This window comes from Streptomyces sp. Root1304 (assembly GCF_001426405.1).
Classification (GTDB): domain Bacteria; phylum Actinomycetota; class Actinomycetes; order Streptomycetales; family Streptomycetaceae; genus Streptomyces.
This window is the reverse complement of sequence record NZ_LMEP01000025.1, coordinates 265,173-277,556: the sequence shown is the minus strand read 5'-3', so window position 1 is coordinate 277,556 and position 12,384 is coordinate 265,173. Positions and strand designations below refer to the sequence as shown.

The 12,384-nt window shown below is 71.7% G+C and carries 13 protein-coding genes; 2 read left to right on the top strand and 11 right to left on the bottom strand.

Annotated features, from left to right (window positions below; genetic code table 11):
* Window positions 1-43: 43 nt before the first annotated feature.
* Window positions 44-997, top strand: a complete 954-nt coding sequence (locus tag ASD33_RS27905) for a hypothetical protein (RefSeq protein WP_056566414.1) — start codon at window positions 44-46, stop codon at window positions 995-997.
* The gene (locus ASD33_RS27900; RefSeq protein ID WP_056566412.1) at window positions 994-1,449 is read left to right on the top strand and encodes an ABA4-like family protein; all 456 of its coding nucleotides are present in this window, start codon (window positions 994-996) and stop codon (window positions 1,447-1,449) included. The genes ASD33_RS27905 and ASD33_RS27900 overlap by 4 nt, the downstream gene beginning before the upstream one ends.
* 49 nt (window positions 1,450-1,498) lie before the next feature.
* On the opposite strand, the gene ASD33_RS27895 is transcribed toward ASD33_RS27900, so the two are convergent.
* The 11 genes from ASD33_RS27895 to ASD33_RS27845 form a co-directional block, all read right to left on the bottom strand.
* Entirely contained in the window at window positions 1,499-2,314 is an 816-nt protein-coding gene (locus ASD33_RS27895) for a methyltransferase domain-containing protein (protein WP_056566409.1), read from the bottom strand.
* Between the two features lie 52 nt (window positions 2,315-2,366).
* Window positions 2,367-3,758 (bottom strand): cytochrome P450, encoded by a 1,392-nt coding sequence (locus tag ASD33_RS27890; RefSeq protein ID WP_056566406.1) that lies wholly within the window; start codon window positions 3,756-3,758, stop codon window positions 2,367-2,369.
* Window positions 3,759-3,955: 197 nt separating this feature from the next.
* The gene (locus tag ASD33_RS27885; RefSeq protein ID WP_056566404.1) at window positions 3,956-6,784 is read right to left on the bottom strand and encodes a DEAD/DEAH box helicase; all 2,829 of its coding nucleotides are present in this window, start codon (window positions 6,782-6,784) and stop codon (window positions 3,956-3,958) included.
* Between the two features lie 80 nt (window positions 6,785-6,864).
* The gene (locus ASD33_RS27880; protein ID WP_056566401.1) at window positions 6,865-7,845 is read right to left on the bottom strand and encodes a diacylglycerol kinase family protein; all 981 of its coding nucleotides are present in this window, start codon (window positions 7,843-7,845) and stop codon (window positions 6,865-6,867) included.
* Between the two features lie 41 nt (window positions 7,846-7,886).
* Entirely contained in the window at window positions 7,887-8,789 is a 903-nt protein-coding gene (gene tatC / locus ASD33_RS27875) for a twin-arginine translocase subunit TatC (protein ID WP_199863610.1), read from the bottom strand.
* A gap of 104 nt (window positions 8,790-8,893) precedes the next feature.
* A complete protein-coding gene (tatA, locus tag ASD33_RS27870; RefSeq protein ID WP_056566394.1) occupies window positions 8,894-9,196 on the bottom strand; it encodes a Sec-independent protein translocase subunit TatA in 303 nt (100 codons plus the stop codon).
* Window positions 9,197-9,383: 187 nt separating this feature from the next.
* Window positions 9,384-9,581 (bottom strand): hypothetical protein, encoded by a 198-nt coding sequence (locus ASD33_RS27865; protein WP_056566391.1) that lies wholly within the window; start codon window positions 9,579-9,581, stop codon window positions 9,384-9,386.
* A gap of 51 nt (window positions 9,582-9,632) precedes the next feature.
* A complete protein-coding gene (locus ASD33_RS27860) occupies window positions 9,633-9,878 on the bottom strand; it encodes a hypothetical protein (RefSeq protein ID WP_199863598.1) in 246 nt (81 codons plus the stop codon).
* A gap of 14 nt (window positions 9,879-9,892) precedes the next feature.
* The gene (locus ASD33_RS27855) at window positions 9,893-10,846 is read right to left on the bottom strand and encodes a WYL domain-containing protein (RefSeq protein WP_056566385.1); all 954 of its coding nucleotides are present in this window, start codon (window positions 10,844-10,846) and stop codon (window positions 9,893-9,895) included.
* Between the two features lie 16 nt (window positions 10,847-10,862).
* Complete coding sequence (locus tag ASD33_RS27850; RefSeq protein ID WP_056566382.1) at window positions 10,863-11,819, bottom strand: WYL domain-containing protein; 957 nt, start codon at window positions 11,817-11,819, stop codon at window positions 10,863-10,865.
* Between the two features lie 152 nt (window positions 11,820-11,971).
* A complete protein-coding gene (locus ASD33_RS27845; protein WP_056566379.1) occupies window positions 11,972-12,352 on the bottom strand; it encodes an FKBP-type peptidyl-prolyl cis-trans isomerase in 381 nt (126 codons plus the stop codon).
* Window positions 12,353-12,384 lie beyond the last annotated feature (32 nt).

Here is a 12,384-nt window from a genome sequence, read left to right as displayed (position 1 = left end):
GCAGGAAGTGCCGCTATCCATACTTTCCCACGGGGGGATCCGTATGCCTTCAACCGGCTCACTCACACGGCTGCACCGGCCACTGGTCTGGTTCGCCGCCTCGATGGTCGTCCTGGCCGTCGTCTCCGCCGTCGGCATCGCCGTCGACGACCGCGTCCTGGTCGGCGTCCCGATCTGGACGAAGCCCTTCAAGTTCTCGGTCTCGTTCGTCGCCTACTCGCTCTCGCTCGCCTGGATGCTCTCCCTGCTCCCCCGGGGCCGACGGGTCGGCTGGTGGGCCGGGACGGTGGTCGTCGTCACAAGCGCGGGCGAGATGGTGCTCATCACCCTCCAGGTGATCCGGGGCACTCAGAGTCACTTCAACCACGCCACCCCCTTCGACAACGCCGTCTTCCAGCTCATGGGCGGCACCGTCGCCGTGCTGTGGCTGGGCGCCCTGGTCATCGCCGTTCTCCTCCTCCGGGCCCGGATCCTCGACCGCGCCATGGCCTGGTCCGTCCGCCTCTCCTCGCTGATCGCCCTGGCGGGCGCGGCCGTGGGCTTCCTGATGGTCCAACCGACCCCGGAACAGCTCGCGGACCCCGACTCCCCGATCCAGGGCGCCCACGCCGTCGGCGTCCCGGACGGCGGCCCGTCGATGCCGCTGACCGGCTGGGCCAGCACCGGCGGCGACCTCCGGGTGGCGCACTTCTTCGGCATGCACGCGCTCCAGCTGCTGCCGCTCCTGCTGATCGTCCTGGGGCTGCTCGCCCCGCGCTTCGCCCGTCTCGCCGACGAGCGCGTACGGCTCCGCCTCACGCTCACGGCCTCGGGGGCGTACGCGGCGACCTTCGTCCTGCTGACCTGGCAGGCGCTGCGCGGCCAGGCGCTGTTCTCACCGGACGGCGCGACGCTGGCCGGCGCGGCCGCGATCGTGCTGCTCGGCGGCGCGTCCGCCGCGCTCTCCCTCGGTACCGGCGCCCCTGCCGCCGCCCGCGCCGAGGAGGTCAGGGCGTGACCGGCTTCCTCTTCGAACTGGCCTTCCTCCTCGCGGCGCCGGTCTGGCTCCTGATGATCCTCGCCCCGTCCTGGCGGATCACCGAGCGCGTGGCGGCCTCCCCCTTCACCGTCCTGCCGCTCCTGGTCCTCTGGGCGGTCCTCGCCGCTCCCGTCCTGCCCGAGCTGTGGACGGCGGTCAGCAGCCCGGACATCGACACCTTCCGCGACCTGACGGCCCTCGCCAACGGAGCCGGTGCGATCTGGGCCCAGGTCATCGCCTGGGACCTGCTGCTCGGCCAGTGGATGTACCGAGAGGCCCGCCGCCTGTCCGTACCGCCCCTCCTGATGGCCCCACTGCTCCTCCTGACGATCCTCCTCTCCCCCGTCGGCCTGCCACTGTTCCTGGTCGTCCGCGCGGTGTGGGCGACCCGGAAAACCCGACAGCACCCACTCGAACCCGCCCTACGCTGACCGCATGCTCCCCCACCGAACCGACCGCGCCCAGGGCACCGTCCTCGGCTCAGCCACGGGCGACGCCTTGGGCGCCACCCTTGCGTGCGGTCAGCTGGAACAGTCGGGCCGTGTGCATGTAGGGCGGGCGGGCCGTGGTGGCCAGCTCCAGGCGTTCGAGGCGGGCGTAGTAGTCCGGGTCGTACTTGCGGGCGTCGTCGGTGATGTAGTCGCAGAAGCCGCGGATGCCGTAGTGCGCCACGTCGCGGCAGCCGAGTTCCTGGAGCGCCCCGGTCACCTCCTCCGCCGTGTGCAGGACCAGTTCGGTGTCGAACATCGTGTTCCGGAGCCGGTCGTCGTCCAGTGCGGCCAGCGCCGCGTCCGGGTCCATCTCCCGTACGGCGATGTTCAGAGGCGCTGAATGCCGGTTGAGAGCCATCACGGAGAACAGTCCTCCCGACTTCAGCGGTGCGAGCGCCGTGGCGAGCGTTCCCCGCATGTCGTCCACGTAGGCGAGGAGGTTGTGGCACAGCACCACGTCGAACTCGCCGGTGGCGATGCCGGACGGCAGCGCGGTCACGTCGGCCCGGACGCACGTCACCCGCTCCGAGAGGCCGGCCGCGGCGGCGCGCGTCTCGGCGGCGGCGAGCATGGCCGGGGCGTAGTCGACGACGGTGACGTGGTGCCCCCGCGCGGCGAGGCGAAGGGCGTCACCGCCGTCTCCACCCGCCAGGTCGAGCACCCGCAACTCCTCGGCTGCCGGGCCGTCCAGATGACGCATCAGATTCATCTCGGCGACCGCGTAGCGGATCCGCCCCCAGGGCGCCTCCTGCCATTCCCGCCAAGCGGTCATCGCGGTGTCGAACGTCTCGGAAGTTTCAGCCATGCCCGGACGATATCCGCCGCGCCACCGCGCCAACTGCCCTCCTGAAGGAACCTCAGACCCGTGCCCTGACCGTCGCCAGCACCTCGCGGTCCGGCTGCAGGGTGAGGCTCGGGACCGGGAGGACTTCGTCCGGGGTCAGGTCCAGGTGGTAGCGGCGGGACAGGACCGCGAGGACCAGGACGGCTTCGACCAGGGCGAAGCGGGTGCCCAGGCAGACGCGGGGGCCGCCGCCGAAGGGGAACCAGGCGTACTCGGGTATCTCCTCGGCCGGACTGTCGTCCGTCTCCAGCCAGCGCTCGGGGCGGAACGCCTCGGCGTCGCCGTACCAGCGGGGGTCCCGCTGGGTCGCCCACTGGCTGGACCAGACACGGGTGCCCACGGGTACCGGCATGCCGCCCAGGGTGGCGCCCTCCTTGGCCAGGCCGGTGATCAGCCAGATCGTGGGGTAGAGGCGGAGGGTCTCCTTGATGACCGCTTGGGTGTACGCCAGGGAGGCGTAGTCGTCGTAGCCGGGCTCGTGGTCGGCGAGGACCCGGTCGAGTTCCTCGGCGAGGGCGTCCCGGACCCGGGGGTTGCGGGAGAGCAGGTACCAGGCCCAGACGAGCGTGGAGCTGGTGGTCTCGTGGCCGCCGATGTAGAGCGTGACCGTCTCGTCGCGGATCTCCTGGTCGGACAGGGACACGCCGCTCTCGTCCCGCGCGGCCAGCAGCCGGCTGAGCAGGTCGGGGCGTTCGGTCTCTCCGTCGCGGTGCTGGGACACCACACGGGACACCTCGGCGTCGATGACGGCGGTCGCCCGCTTGATGCGCGCACGGCCGGGCGTCGGGACCCAGTCGGGGAGCACCGCCCCGAGGCCGCTGAACTCGGCCCCGATCTCCTTCTGCGCGACGTCCATCGCCTGCCCGATGGCTTCGGCGTCGGCGGCGGTGTCGACGCCGAAGATGGTGCGGACGGCGACGAGCTGGGTGAGGGCGGCCATCTCCTTCTTGACGTCGACCTGTTGCCCGTCGGTCCACCGGTCGGCGAGGGCGACGGCGCACTCGGTCATCGTCGCCGCGTACGACCGGACCTGCTTCGGGCGGACCGAGGGCTGCACCAGGGACCGCTTGCGCCGCCAGTCGGCGCCCTTGGAGACGATGACGCCGTTGCCGAGGAGCGTACGGAAGGCGATGCCCAGGTCGGGCTGGTCGAAGGTGCGCTCGACCTCGGTGAGCAGCTCGCCGACGTTGTCCGGGTGGGCGATGAAGAGGCAGGGCTTGCTGCCGAAACGCCAGCGGACGAAGTCGCCGCGTCCCCGGAGCTGTTCGAAGAAGGCGAGCGGGTTCTTGCCGAACTCCGGCAGGTTCCCCAACAGGGGTACCCCTCGCGGTCCTTCGACGACGTCCGGTGTCGGCTGCGCCGTCTCGCCGCGTGCCCCGGCGTCCGGACCGGCTTGCGTGGTCATCTGCGTCCCCTCCCCAACTGGCCTTCCCCGTGTGCGAGTCCATGCAAGCGGAAGGCTCCGCCCGTGCGCCACCCCTGTGGACAACGCCCTGTGGACAAACTCCGCGAGGGAGGCGGGAGGAGGGCCGGACGCCGAGTGCCCGTGGCGTGATCGCCACGGGCACTCGACCGGAAGGAACCCCTACGGGAGACGAACCGTCAGCCCACCGAGCTGTACGCCACGACACCCCGCAGCAGCGAGTCCACCGCCTTGCGGGCGTTCTTGGCCACGGTGCTGTTCTCCCTGGGCGCCGCCGCCGCGACCTGTCCGAGGACGTCGATGACCTGCTTGCACCAGCGGACGAAGTCGCCGGCCGGCATCTCGGCCTCGCGCAGCACCTCGTCGAGGCTCTTGTCGGAGGCCCACTGGTAGGCGGCCCAGGCGAAGCCGAGGTCGGGCTCGCGCTGGCCGACCCCTTCCGCCTGGTTGATCTTGAACTCCTCTTCGAGGGCGTCGAGCCGGCCCCAGATCCGCACCATCTCCCCCAGCGCCGCCTTGGCGTTCCCGGTCGGCAGCTTCGGTGCGACGGCGTCGTCGGACTGACGCGCCTCGAACACCAACGCGGAGACACAGGCGGCGAGTTCGGGCGGGGTGAGCCCCTCCCAGACGCCGTCACGAAGGCACTCGCTGGCCAGCAGGTCGAGCTCGCCGTAGAGCCGGGCGAGCCGCTTGCCGTTCTCGGTGACCTCGTTCCCGCGGAGGTAGTCGAGTTCCGTGAGGAGCGCGACGATCCGGTCGAAGGTGCGGGCGATGGTGTTGGTACGGCCCTCGATGCGCCGCTCCAGCTGCTCGGTGTCGCGCTGGAGCCGGTGGAACCGCTCGGCCCAGCGCGCGTGGTCCTCTCGCTCGTCGCAGCCATGGCAGGGGTGGGCCCTGATCTCGGTGCGCAGCCGGGCGATCTCACGGTCGTCGGCGGCGGCGGAGCGCTGCTTCTGGTGACGCTCGGGGTTGATGTGCCCGGCCTTGCTCCGCAGGGCGGAGGCCAGGTCGCGACGGGACTGCGGGGAGCGGGGGTTGAAGGACTTGGGGATCCTCATCCGCTCCAGTGCCTCGACCGGCACCGGGAAGTCGATCGAGGCGAGCCGCTTGACCTGCCGCTCGGCGGTGAGGACGAGCGGGCGCGGCCCGTCGTGGTGCTCGAAGCCCCGGTGGCCGTTGGTGCGGCCGGCCGGGATGCCGGGGTCGAGGACGAGCGCGAGGCCGGCGAACTTGCCGGTGGGGACGTGGATGACGTCGCCCGGCTTGAGCTTCTCCAGCGAACTGGCCGCCTGGGCGCGGCGCTGGGCTGCGCCCTGCCGGGCCAGTTCGGTCTCGCGGTCCTTGAGGTCTCGGCGGAGCCGCGCGTACTCCTCGAAGTCACCGAGGTGGCAGGTCATGCCCTCTCGGTAGCCTTCGAGTCCCTCTTCGTTCCGCTGCACCTGCCGGGAGATGCCGACGACGGAGCGGTCGGCCTGGAACTGGGCGAAGGAGGTTTCGAGAAGCTCGCGGGAGCGGTGCCGGCCGAAGCCCTCGACGAGGTTGACCGCCATGTTGTACGAGGGCTTGAAGCTGGAGCGCAGGGGGTACGTGCGCGTGCCGGCGAGTCCGGCGAGGTGCTCCGGGTCGAGTCCGCGCTGCCAGAGGACGACGGCGTGGCCCTCGACGTCGATGCCCCGGCGTCCTGCGCGACCGGTGAGCTGGGTGTACTCGCCGGGGGTGATGTCGGCGTGCTGCTCGCCGTTCCACTTGACGAGCTTCTCCAGGATGACGGTCCGCGCGGGCATGTTGATGCCCAGGGCGAGCGTCTCGGTGGCGAAGACGGCCTTCACCAGGCCGCGGACGAAGAGCTCCTCGACGACCTCCTTGAAGGTCGGGAGCATGCCGGCGTGGTGGGCCGCGATGCCCCGCTCCAGGGCTTCGAGCCACTCGTAGTAGCCGAGGACGTGCAGGTCCTCGCTGGGAATGGCGGCCGTGCGGGCCTCGACGATCTCGCGGACGCGCTGGCGTCCCTCGTCGTCGTTGAGGCGGAGCCCGGCGTAGAGGCACTGCTGTACGGCGGCCTCGCAGCCCGCCCGGCTGAAGATGAAGGTGATGGCGGGCAGGAGTCCCTCGGCGTCGAGGCGCTCGATGACCTCGGGGCGGCCGGGCGTCCAGATGCGGGAGCGCTGACGGCGCTCGCGCTCGCGGTCGGCCTCGCGGACCATCTTGCCGCGCCGCCGCTCGCGCGGGTTGTACGTGCGCGTGTTCTCGGTGCGGGCGAGCCGGAGGAGGTCGGGGTTGAGCTCGCGCCGGGAGGCGCCGCGGCCGCCGTGGTCGGTCTCCTCCTCGAAGAGGTCGTACATCCGGCGTCCGGCGAGGACGTGCTGCCAGAGCGGGACGGGCCGGCTCTCGGAGACGATGACCTCGGTGTCGCCGCGGACGGTGTCGAGCCAGTCGCCGAACTCCTCGGCGTTGGAGACGGTGGCGGAGAGCGACACGAGGGTGACGGACTCGGGGAGGTGGATGATCACTTCCTCCCAGACGGCGCCGCGGAAGCGGTCCGAGAGGTAGTGGACCTCGTCCATCACGACGTATCCGAGGCCGGAGAGGGCCTGCGACCCCGCGTACAGCATGTTGCGGAGGACTTCGGTGGTCATCACGACGATCGGGGCGTCGCCGTTGACGCTGTTGTCACCGGTGAGCAGGCCGACCTTGTCGTTGCCGTAGCGCCTGACGAGGTCGGCGTACTTCTGGTTCGACAGCGCCTTGATGGGGGTCGTGTAGAAGCACTTGCGGCCCTGGGTGAGGGCGAGGTGGACGGCGAACTCGCCGACGATGGTCTTGCCGGAGCCCGTGGGCGCGGCGACGAGTACGCCCTTGCCCGCTTCAAGAGCCTGGCACGCCTCGATCTGGAAGGGGTCCAGACCGAACTCGTACATCTCGCGGAAAGGGGCCAGCGCGGTGGCCTGCTCGGCGTTGCGGGCGAGGGCGGCCGCGTACGCCTCGGCGGGTGTGAGGTCCTCTGTCATCTTGTCATCGAGCCTACCCGCCGCCTCTGACAGTGACGCGATCTTTATCGAGGGGATGTGGCGGGGCCCCGGGCGGGGCGCTACGGGGCCAGCACGCGGAGGGCGCCGGACACGCAGGTCACCGTGAGGGGAAGCGGTCCGAGCGGCTCGCCGTCGGCGTAGCCCGTGGTGCCGGGGGCGTCGAGGATGAGGGAGCGGACCCGGTACGTGGTGACCTTGGGGTGGTCGAGGTGGGTGCCCTTGTAGACGCGGGGGAAGACCTTGATCAGGGTCCTGCGGTCGCAGTCGCCGACGACGGTGACGTCGAGGAGCCCGTCGTCGGTGCGGGCGTCGGCGCAGATCCGCATGCCGCCGCCGTAGGAGGTGCCGTTGCCGACGGCGACGAGGGTGGCGTCGGTCTCGACGACGCGCCCGCCGTCGAGGGTGAGGCGGTACGGGACGGGACGGAAGCCGGCCAGCTCGGCGAGGATCGCGAGGTCGTACTTGAAGCGGCCGGCCGGGATGCGCATGCGGTTGCCCCGGTCGTTGACGCGCGAGTCGAAGCCGGAGGCGAGAACGGTCCCGTACCAACGACCGGCGCCGACTCCGGTGCCGCTCCCGGCGGCATGCGCAGGGCCGTCCCCCGCCGCCCCGCCACCGGAGGCGCCCGGGGCACCCGCCCCGCCCTCGATCCGCCCGAGGTCGACGCTCCGTCCGCCCGTGGTCTTCAGGACCTCGGCGGCGACCCGCCCCGCCGCCGCGGGGTCGCCGACGGGCAGTCCCAGGGTGCGGGCGAAGTCGTTGCCGGTGCCCGCCGCGATGATCCCGAGCGGGGTGCGCGTACCGGCGACGGCCTGGAGCGCGAGGGAGATCATGCCGTCGCCGCCGACGGCGACGAGGGCGCCGGTGCCCGCGGCGACGGCCTCGCGGGCACGTCGCAGGGCGTCGGCGGCGTCGTGCCCGAGGACGGTGCGGACGGAGAATCCGGCGTCCCTGAGGGCCGCCGCGGCGGGCTGTGCGGCATGGGCACCGCGGCCACGGCCCGCGGTGGGGTTCACGAAGAGGGTGATGTCGCTGGTCATTGGGGGTCCCCCCGGACGGAGTCTGGGGGGACCCTACAAGATCAGGTGATGTCGTCGTAACCGTTCAGCCGCTGCGCGGTGGCTCCGCCGTGCTCCCCGGTGGCCTGCTCGGGCAGCGCCCGGGATACGCCGACCGGTTCGACGCTGCCGACGGCCTCGGGGGTGAGGTCGAGCGAGGAGGCCTCGTCGTCGTCGAGTTCGGCGTCGGGGTTGTTGCGCTTGCGCCGGCGGTCGTTCAGGAGCGAGAAGGCGACGGCCCCGAAGTAGAGGATCGTGATCGGTCCGGCGAGGGCGATCATGCCGACGGGGTCGGTGGTGGGGGTGATGACGGCGCCGAAGACGAAGACGCCCATGATCACGCCGCGCCACCAGCCGGCCATCCGGCGGCCGGTGAGGACACCGGTCAGGTTGAGCATCACCAGCACGAGCGGCAGCTCGAAGGCGAGACCGAAGACCAGCACCATGCGCAGGGTGAAGTCGAGGACGTCACCGAGCGAGAGGATGTTCGCGGAACCCTCGGGCGTGAGGCTGATGAGGACCTTCACGCTGATGGGAAGGATGAGGTACGCGAGGTAGGCGCCTGCGGAGAACAGCGGCACGGCCGCGCCCACGAAGGCGTACGTGTACTTCTTCTCCTTCTTGTGCAGTCCCGGTGCGACGAAGGCCCACAGCTGGTAGAGCCAGACCGGGCTCGCGACGACGAGGCCCGCCGTCAGCGACAGCTGGATCGTCGTGCTGAAGGGGGCCATCAAGGTGTTGAAGGAGACGATCGCGCAGTTGCCGCCGTTGCTGACGACGTCCGGTGCGCAGGTGGGCACCGATTTCGTCAGGAACTGCATGAGCTCCTCGCTGTACACGAGGGCCACGATCGTCACCGCTGCGACGGCGAGGAGACCCTTCGCCAGTCGGTTGCGGAGTTCACGCAGGTGCTCCACGAGGGGCATCCGGCCCTCGGGGTCCTTCTCCTGCTTGCGGGCAGACTTGGGCAACCCACGTCCTCATCTCGTGCGGCAGCCGCCGCGGGGTGCGGCGGCCGCGGCGGACCGGGTCAGCGCTTGGTGGTGTCCGAGGGCTCGGCCACGGGACGCGAGCTGGTCACGTCGCCGGGGGAGGCCTGGATGGTGCGCGGGGCAGCCTGCTCCTGGGCGGCGGCACCCGTACCGGCACCGGCCTGCGGCGGGTCGGCCGGGGCGCTCTGCTGGTCGTCCGACTTCATCGCCTTGGCCTCGCTCTTGAGGATGCGGGCCGACTTGCCGAGCGAGCGGGCCATGTCCGGGAGCTTCTTGGCACCGAACAGCAGGATGACGACGACGAGGATGAGAATGATCTCGGTGGGGCCGAGCCTACCCATAGCTGTTTACCTTCTTCACCGAGGCGACATGGAGTTGCGTTGCCCGGCCGGTCGGACATGCGTCCGGCCACCGCGCTGTCTGCGATCGTAACCCGCAGGAGTAAACGCAGGGCAATGCCTGTGCATACTCCCGATTGCCGCCCGCGAGCGCGGCCCGGGGCGGCTCACCGCAGCGTACGGCACGGGTTCAGCGCAGGGACTCACCGGTTCGGGCCAGACTCACCGCGGCCGTTTCGAGCTCTTCCACGGCCTGGTTGATCCGCCCTGTGGTGTGGGCCACTTGTCGGCCGAGGCGCTGGACCTCCAGGAAGACCTTGACGGCGAGGACGCCGAGGACGGCGGTGCCGAGGAAGCCGAGGGCGATGGCGAGCATGGGCCAGAGCATGTGCCGAGCCTAGACGTTGGGAAGAGCGGACCGGGCGGCGGGACGCGGGGGTCAGACGGTGGTGTGCAGGCGCAGGGTGCGGACGCCGCCGCCGGTGAGGAGTTCGACGATGCGTTCACCGGCGGGCTTGCGGACGGAGCTGCCGCACTCGGGGCAGGTGAACGAGTAGAAGGTGGTGCGGCGGCTCGCCCCGATGGCGAGCCGGAGCGCGCCCGCCGAGAGCTCGAAGCGGGCGCGGCAGTCCGGGCACCCGGCCTTGAAGAGGACCGGGGCCACCGTCGCCGTGAGGCCGGACATCACGGACACGCCCCTCACTCGCCCTCGTACGCGGCGAGCGCGGCGGCCGCCGCCGTCCTGGCGTTGTCCGCGAGCTCCTGCGGGGCGACGATCCGCCCGTCGCTGCCGAGCCGGAGCGCGAGCCGGCGCAGCGAGGCCGGGTCGGGGGTGCGCAGGGTGATCCGCAGTCCGCCGTCGGCCAGCTCGTCGGCCCGGTCGTGCGGGTAGTACTCGGCGACCCAGCGTCCGCCGGGGCCGACCTCCACGACGACCTCGGGGTCGTCGGCGGAGGGCTGGACGAGTCCTTCGGACAGGTCCCGCAGTTCCAGCTCCGGCGGCGCGGCCTGCTCGTCGAGGATGCGGATCTCGGCCACCCGGTCGAGCCGGAAGGTGCGGCGCGCCTCGGAGAGCCGGCACCACGCCTCCATGTACGTGTGGCCGACGGCGAACAGCCTGATCGGGTCGACCTCGCGCTCGGTGAGTTCGTCGCGCGCGGGCGAGTAGTACCGCACCCACAGGCGCCGGCGCTCCGAGATCGCCCGGTCGACCTCGGCGAAGACCCCGCCCTCGGACTCGAAGGTGACCGAGAGCCGGGCGCTGGCCCCGGCGGCCTCGCCGGCCGCGGTCTCCAGCTTCGCGGTCGCGCGCAGCAGCGCCTCCCGGTCGCTCTCACGGAGCCCCGGCAGGGTGGCGACGGCGCGGGCGGCGACCAGGAGCGCGGTCGCCTCGTCCGCGGCGAGCCGCAGCGGCGCGGCGACGTCGTCCGGGTTGTGCCACCAGATCCGGTCGCCGTCGGTGTCGATGTCGAGGAGGTCGCCGCCGCGGAAGCTGGTGCCGCACATGGGCAGCACGTCCAGGTCGGAGATCAGCTCGTCCTCGGTGATCCCGAAGGCGCGCGCGACGTCGGCGACGTGGGCGCCGGGGCGCTCGCGGAGATAGGTGACGAGCGAGAGCATCCGCCTCGTCTGGTCGATCGCGTTGGCAGCCATGCGGTACGTCTCCCCCTCAGCCCTTGGCCACGGCGCGCAGCCGGTCCACCACATCGGCCCGCAGATCGGCGGGTTCCAGTACGACGACATCGGGGCCGAACTCGACCAGCCAGGCGTCGAGCCCGTGCCCGTACGGGATCTCCAGTTCGTCCCAGCCGTCGGCGCCCTCGCGCACGGACTGGGCGCGGGCCCGCAGCGGGTAGCCGCAGCCGGTGCGCAGCCGGATCCGGGCCGAGCGGGTCGCGGTCTCCCCCGCCCAGCTCTCCACGGTCTCGCGGACGGTGACGACGTCGGGCACGGGCGCGGTGAAGGCGCCGGCCCGGGAGCGGACCTTGCCGGTGATGCGGGAGAGGCGGAAGACGCGCTCGGCGCGGCGCTCGCGGTCCCAGCCGGCCAGGTACCAGTGGCCGCGCCAGCATTCGAGGGTCCAGGGTTCGACCTGGCGGCTCTCGGGGCGGGCGGCGTTGGCCTTGCGGTAGTCGAAGATTACGGGCCGGCGGTCGCGGCAGGCCAGCATGAGCGGTTCGAAGGCGGCCTCGTGGACCGGGATGCGGGGTTCGAGGGCGCTGGGCTGGGTGTCGTACGAGTCCTCCGCCTCCGGCATCCCGGCGGCGCGGAGCTTCTGGAGCGCGCCGCTGGCGGCTCCGGCGAGGCGGGCCTGCTGCCAGACCTTGGCCGCGAGGCCGAGGGCGGCGGCCTCCTCGGCGTCGAGAGTGATGGCGGGCAGCCGGTTGGAGTCGCGGCGGGCGAGGTAGCCGGTCTCGCCCTCCAGGTTCTCGACGGTCTCGATGACGAGGCCGAGCTCGCGGAGGTCGTCCTTGTCGCGCTCGAACATGCGGTTGAAGGCGTCGTCCCCGCCGGCTTCGAGGTAGGCCTCGATGGAGCCGCGGAGCTCACGCTTGCTGAGGGGGCGGCGCGTGCCGAGCAGGCACAGCGCGAGATTCATCAGCCGCTCGGACTTGGCAATCGCCATCGAAGCCCTGCACCTCTTCCGCCCGATCCGGTTCTCGACGTCCGACCGTACCGCCCCGGGGTGTCGGCGCCAAAGCCGAGGACCCCCGCCGTGGAGGGCGGGGGTCCTCGGGTGCCCGATCCGGGCGGGCTCGGGTCCGCCCGGGCGCGGGGTCAGCGCTTCTTCACGGCCACGAGGTCGCAGACGAAGATCAGCGTCTCGCCCGGGGCGATGGCGCTGCCGGCGCCGCGGTCGCCGTAGCCGAGGTGGGCGGGGATGATCAGCTGGCGGCGGCCGCCGACCTTCATGCCCTGGACGCCCTGGTCCCAGCCCTGGATGACCTGACCGGCGCCGAGGTTGAAGTCGAGCGCGGTCCCGCGGTTCCAGGAGGCGTCGAACTCCTCACCGGTGGAGAACGCCACACCCACGTAGTGGACCTTGACGAAGTCACCGGCGGCGGCGACCTCGCCGTCGCCCTCCCAGATGTCCTTGATCTCCAGGCCCTTCGGCGGCTCGCCGCCCGGGAAGTCGATCTCGGGCTTCTCGATGCTCACTGAACTGCTCCTCATACTGATGCTGTGCGCGA

Coding starts and splice junctions, on each gene's coding strand:
- ASD33_RS27905 (WP_056566414.1), top strand. CDS start 44: ATGCCTTCAACCGGCTCACTCACACGGCTGCACCGGCCACTGGTCTGG.
- ASD33_RS27895 (WP_056566409.1), bottom strand. CDS start 2,314: ATGGCTGAAACTTCCGAGACGTTCGACACCGCGATGACCGCTTGGCGG.
- ASD33_RS27890 (WP_056566406.1), bottom strand. CDS start 3,758: ATGACCACGCAAGCCGGTCCGGACGCCGGGGCACGCGGCGAGACGGCG.
- ASD33_RS27885 (WP_056566404.1), bottom strand. CDS start 6,784: ATGACAGAGGACCTCACACCCGCCGAGGCGTACGCGGCCGCCCTCGCC.
- ASD33_RS27880 (WP_056566401.1), bottom strand. CDS start 7,845: ATGACCAGCGACATCACCCTCTTCGTGAACCCCACCGCGGGCCGTGGC.
- tatC (WP_199863610.1), bottom strand. CDS start 8,789: ATGCCCCTCGTGGAGCACCTGCGTGAACTCCGCAACCGACTGGCGAAG.
- tatA (WP_056566394.1), bottom strand. CDS start 9,196: ATGGGTAGGCTCGGCCCCACCGAGATCATTCTCATCCTCGTCGTCGTC.
- ASD33_RS27865 (WP_056566391.1), bottom strand. CDS start 9,581: ATGCTCTGGCCCATGCTCGCCATCGCCCTCGGCTTCCTCGGCACCGCC.
- ASD33_RS27860 (WP_199863598.1), bottom strand. CDS start 9,878: ATGTCCGGCCTCACGGCGACGGTGGCCCCGGTCCTCTTCAAGGCCGGG.
- ASD33_RS27855 (WP_056566385.1), bottom strand. CDS start 10,846: ATGGCTGCCAACGCGATCGACCAGACGAGGCGGATGCTCTCGCTCGTC.
- ASD33_RS27850 (WP_056566382.1), bottom strand. CDS start 11,819: ATGGCGATTGCCAAGTCCGAGCGGCTGATGAATCTCGCGCTGTGCCTG.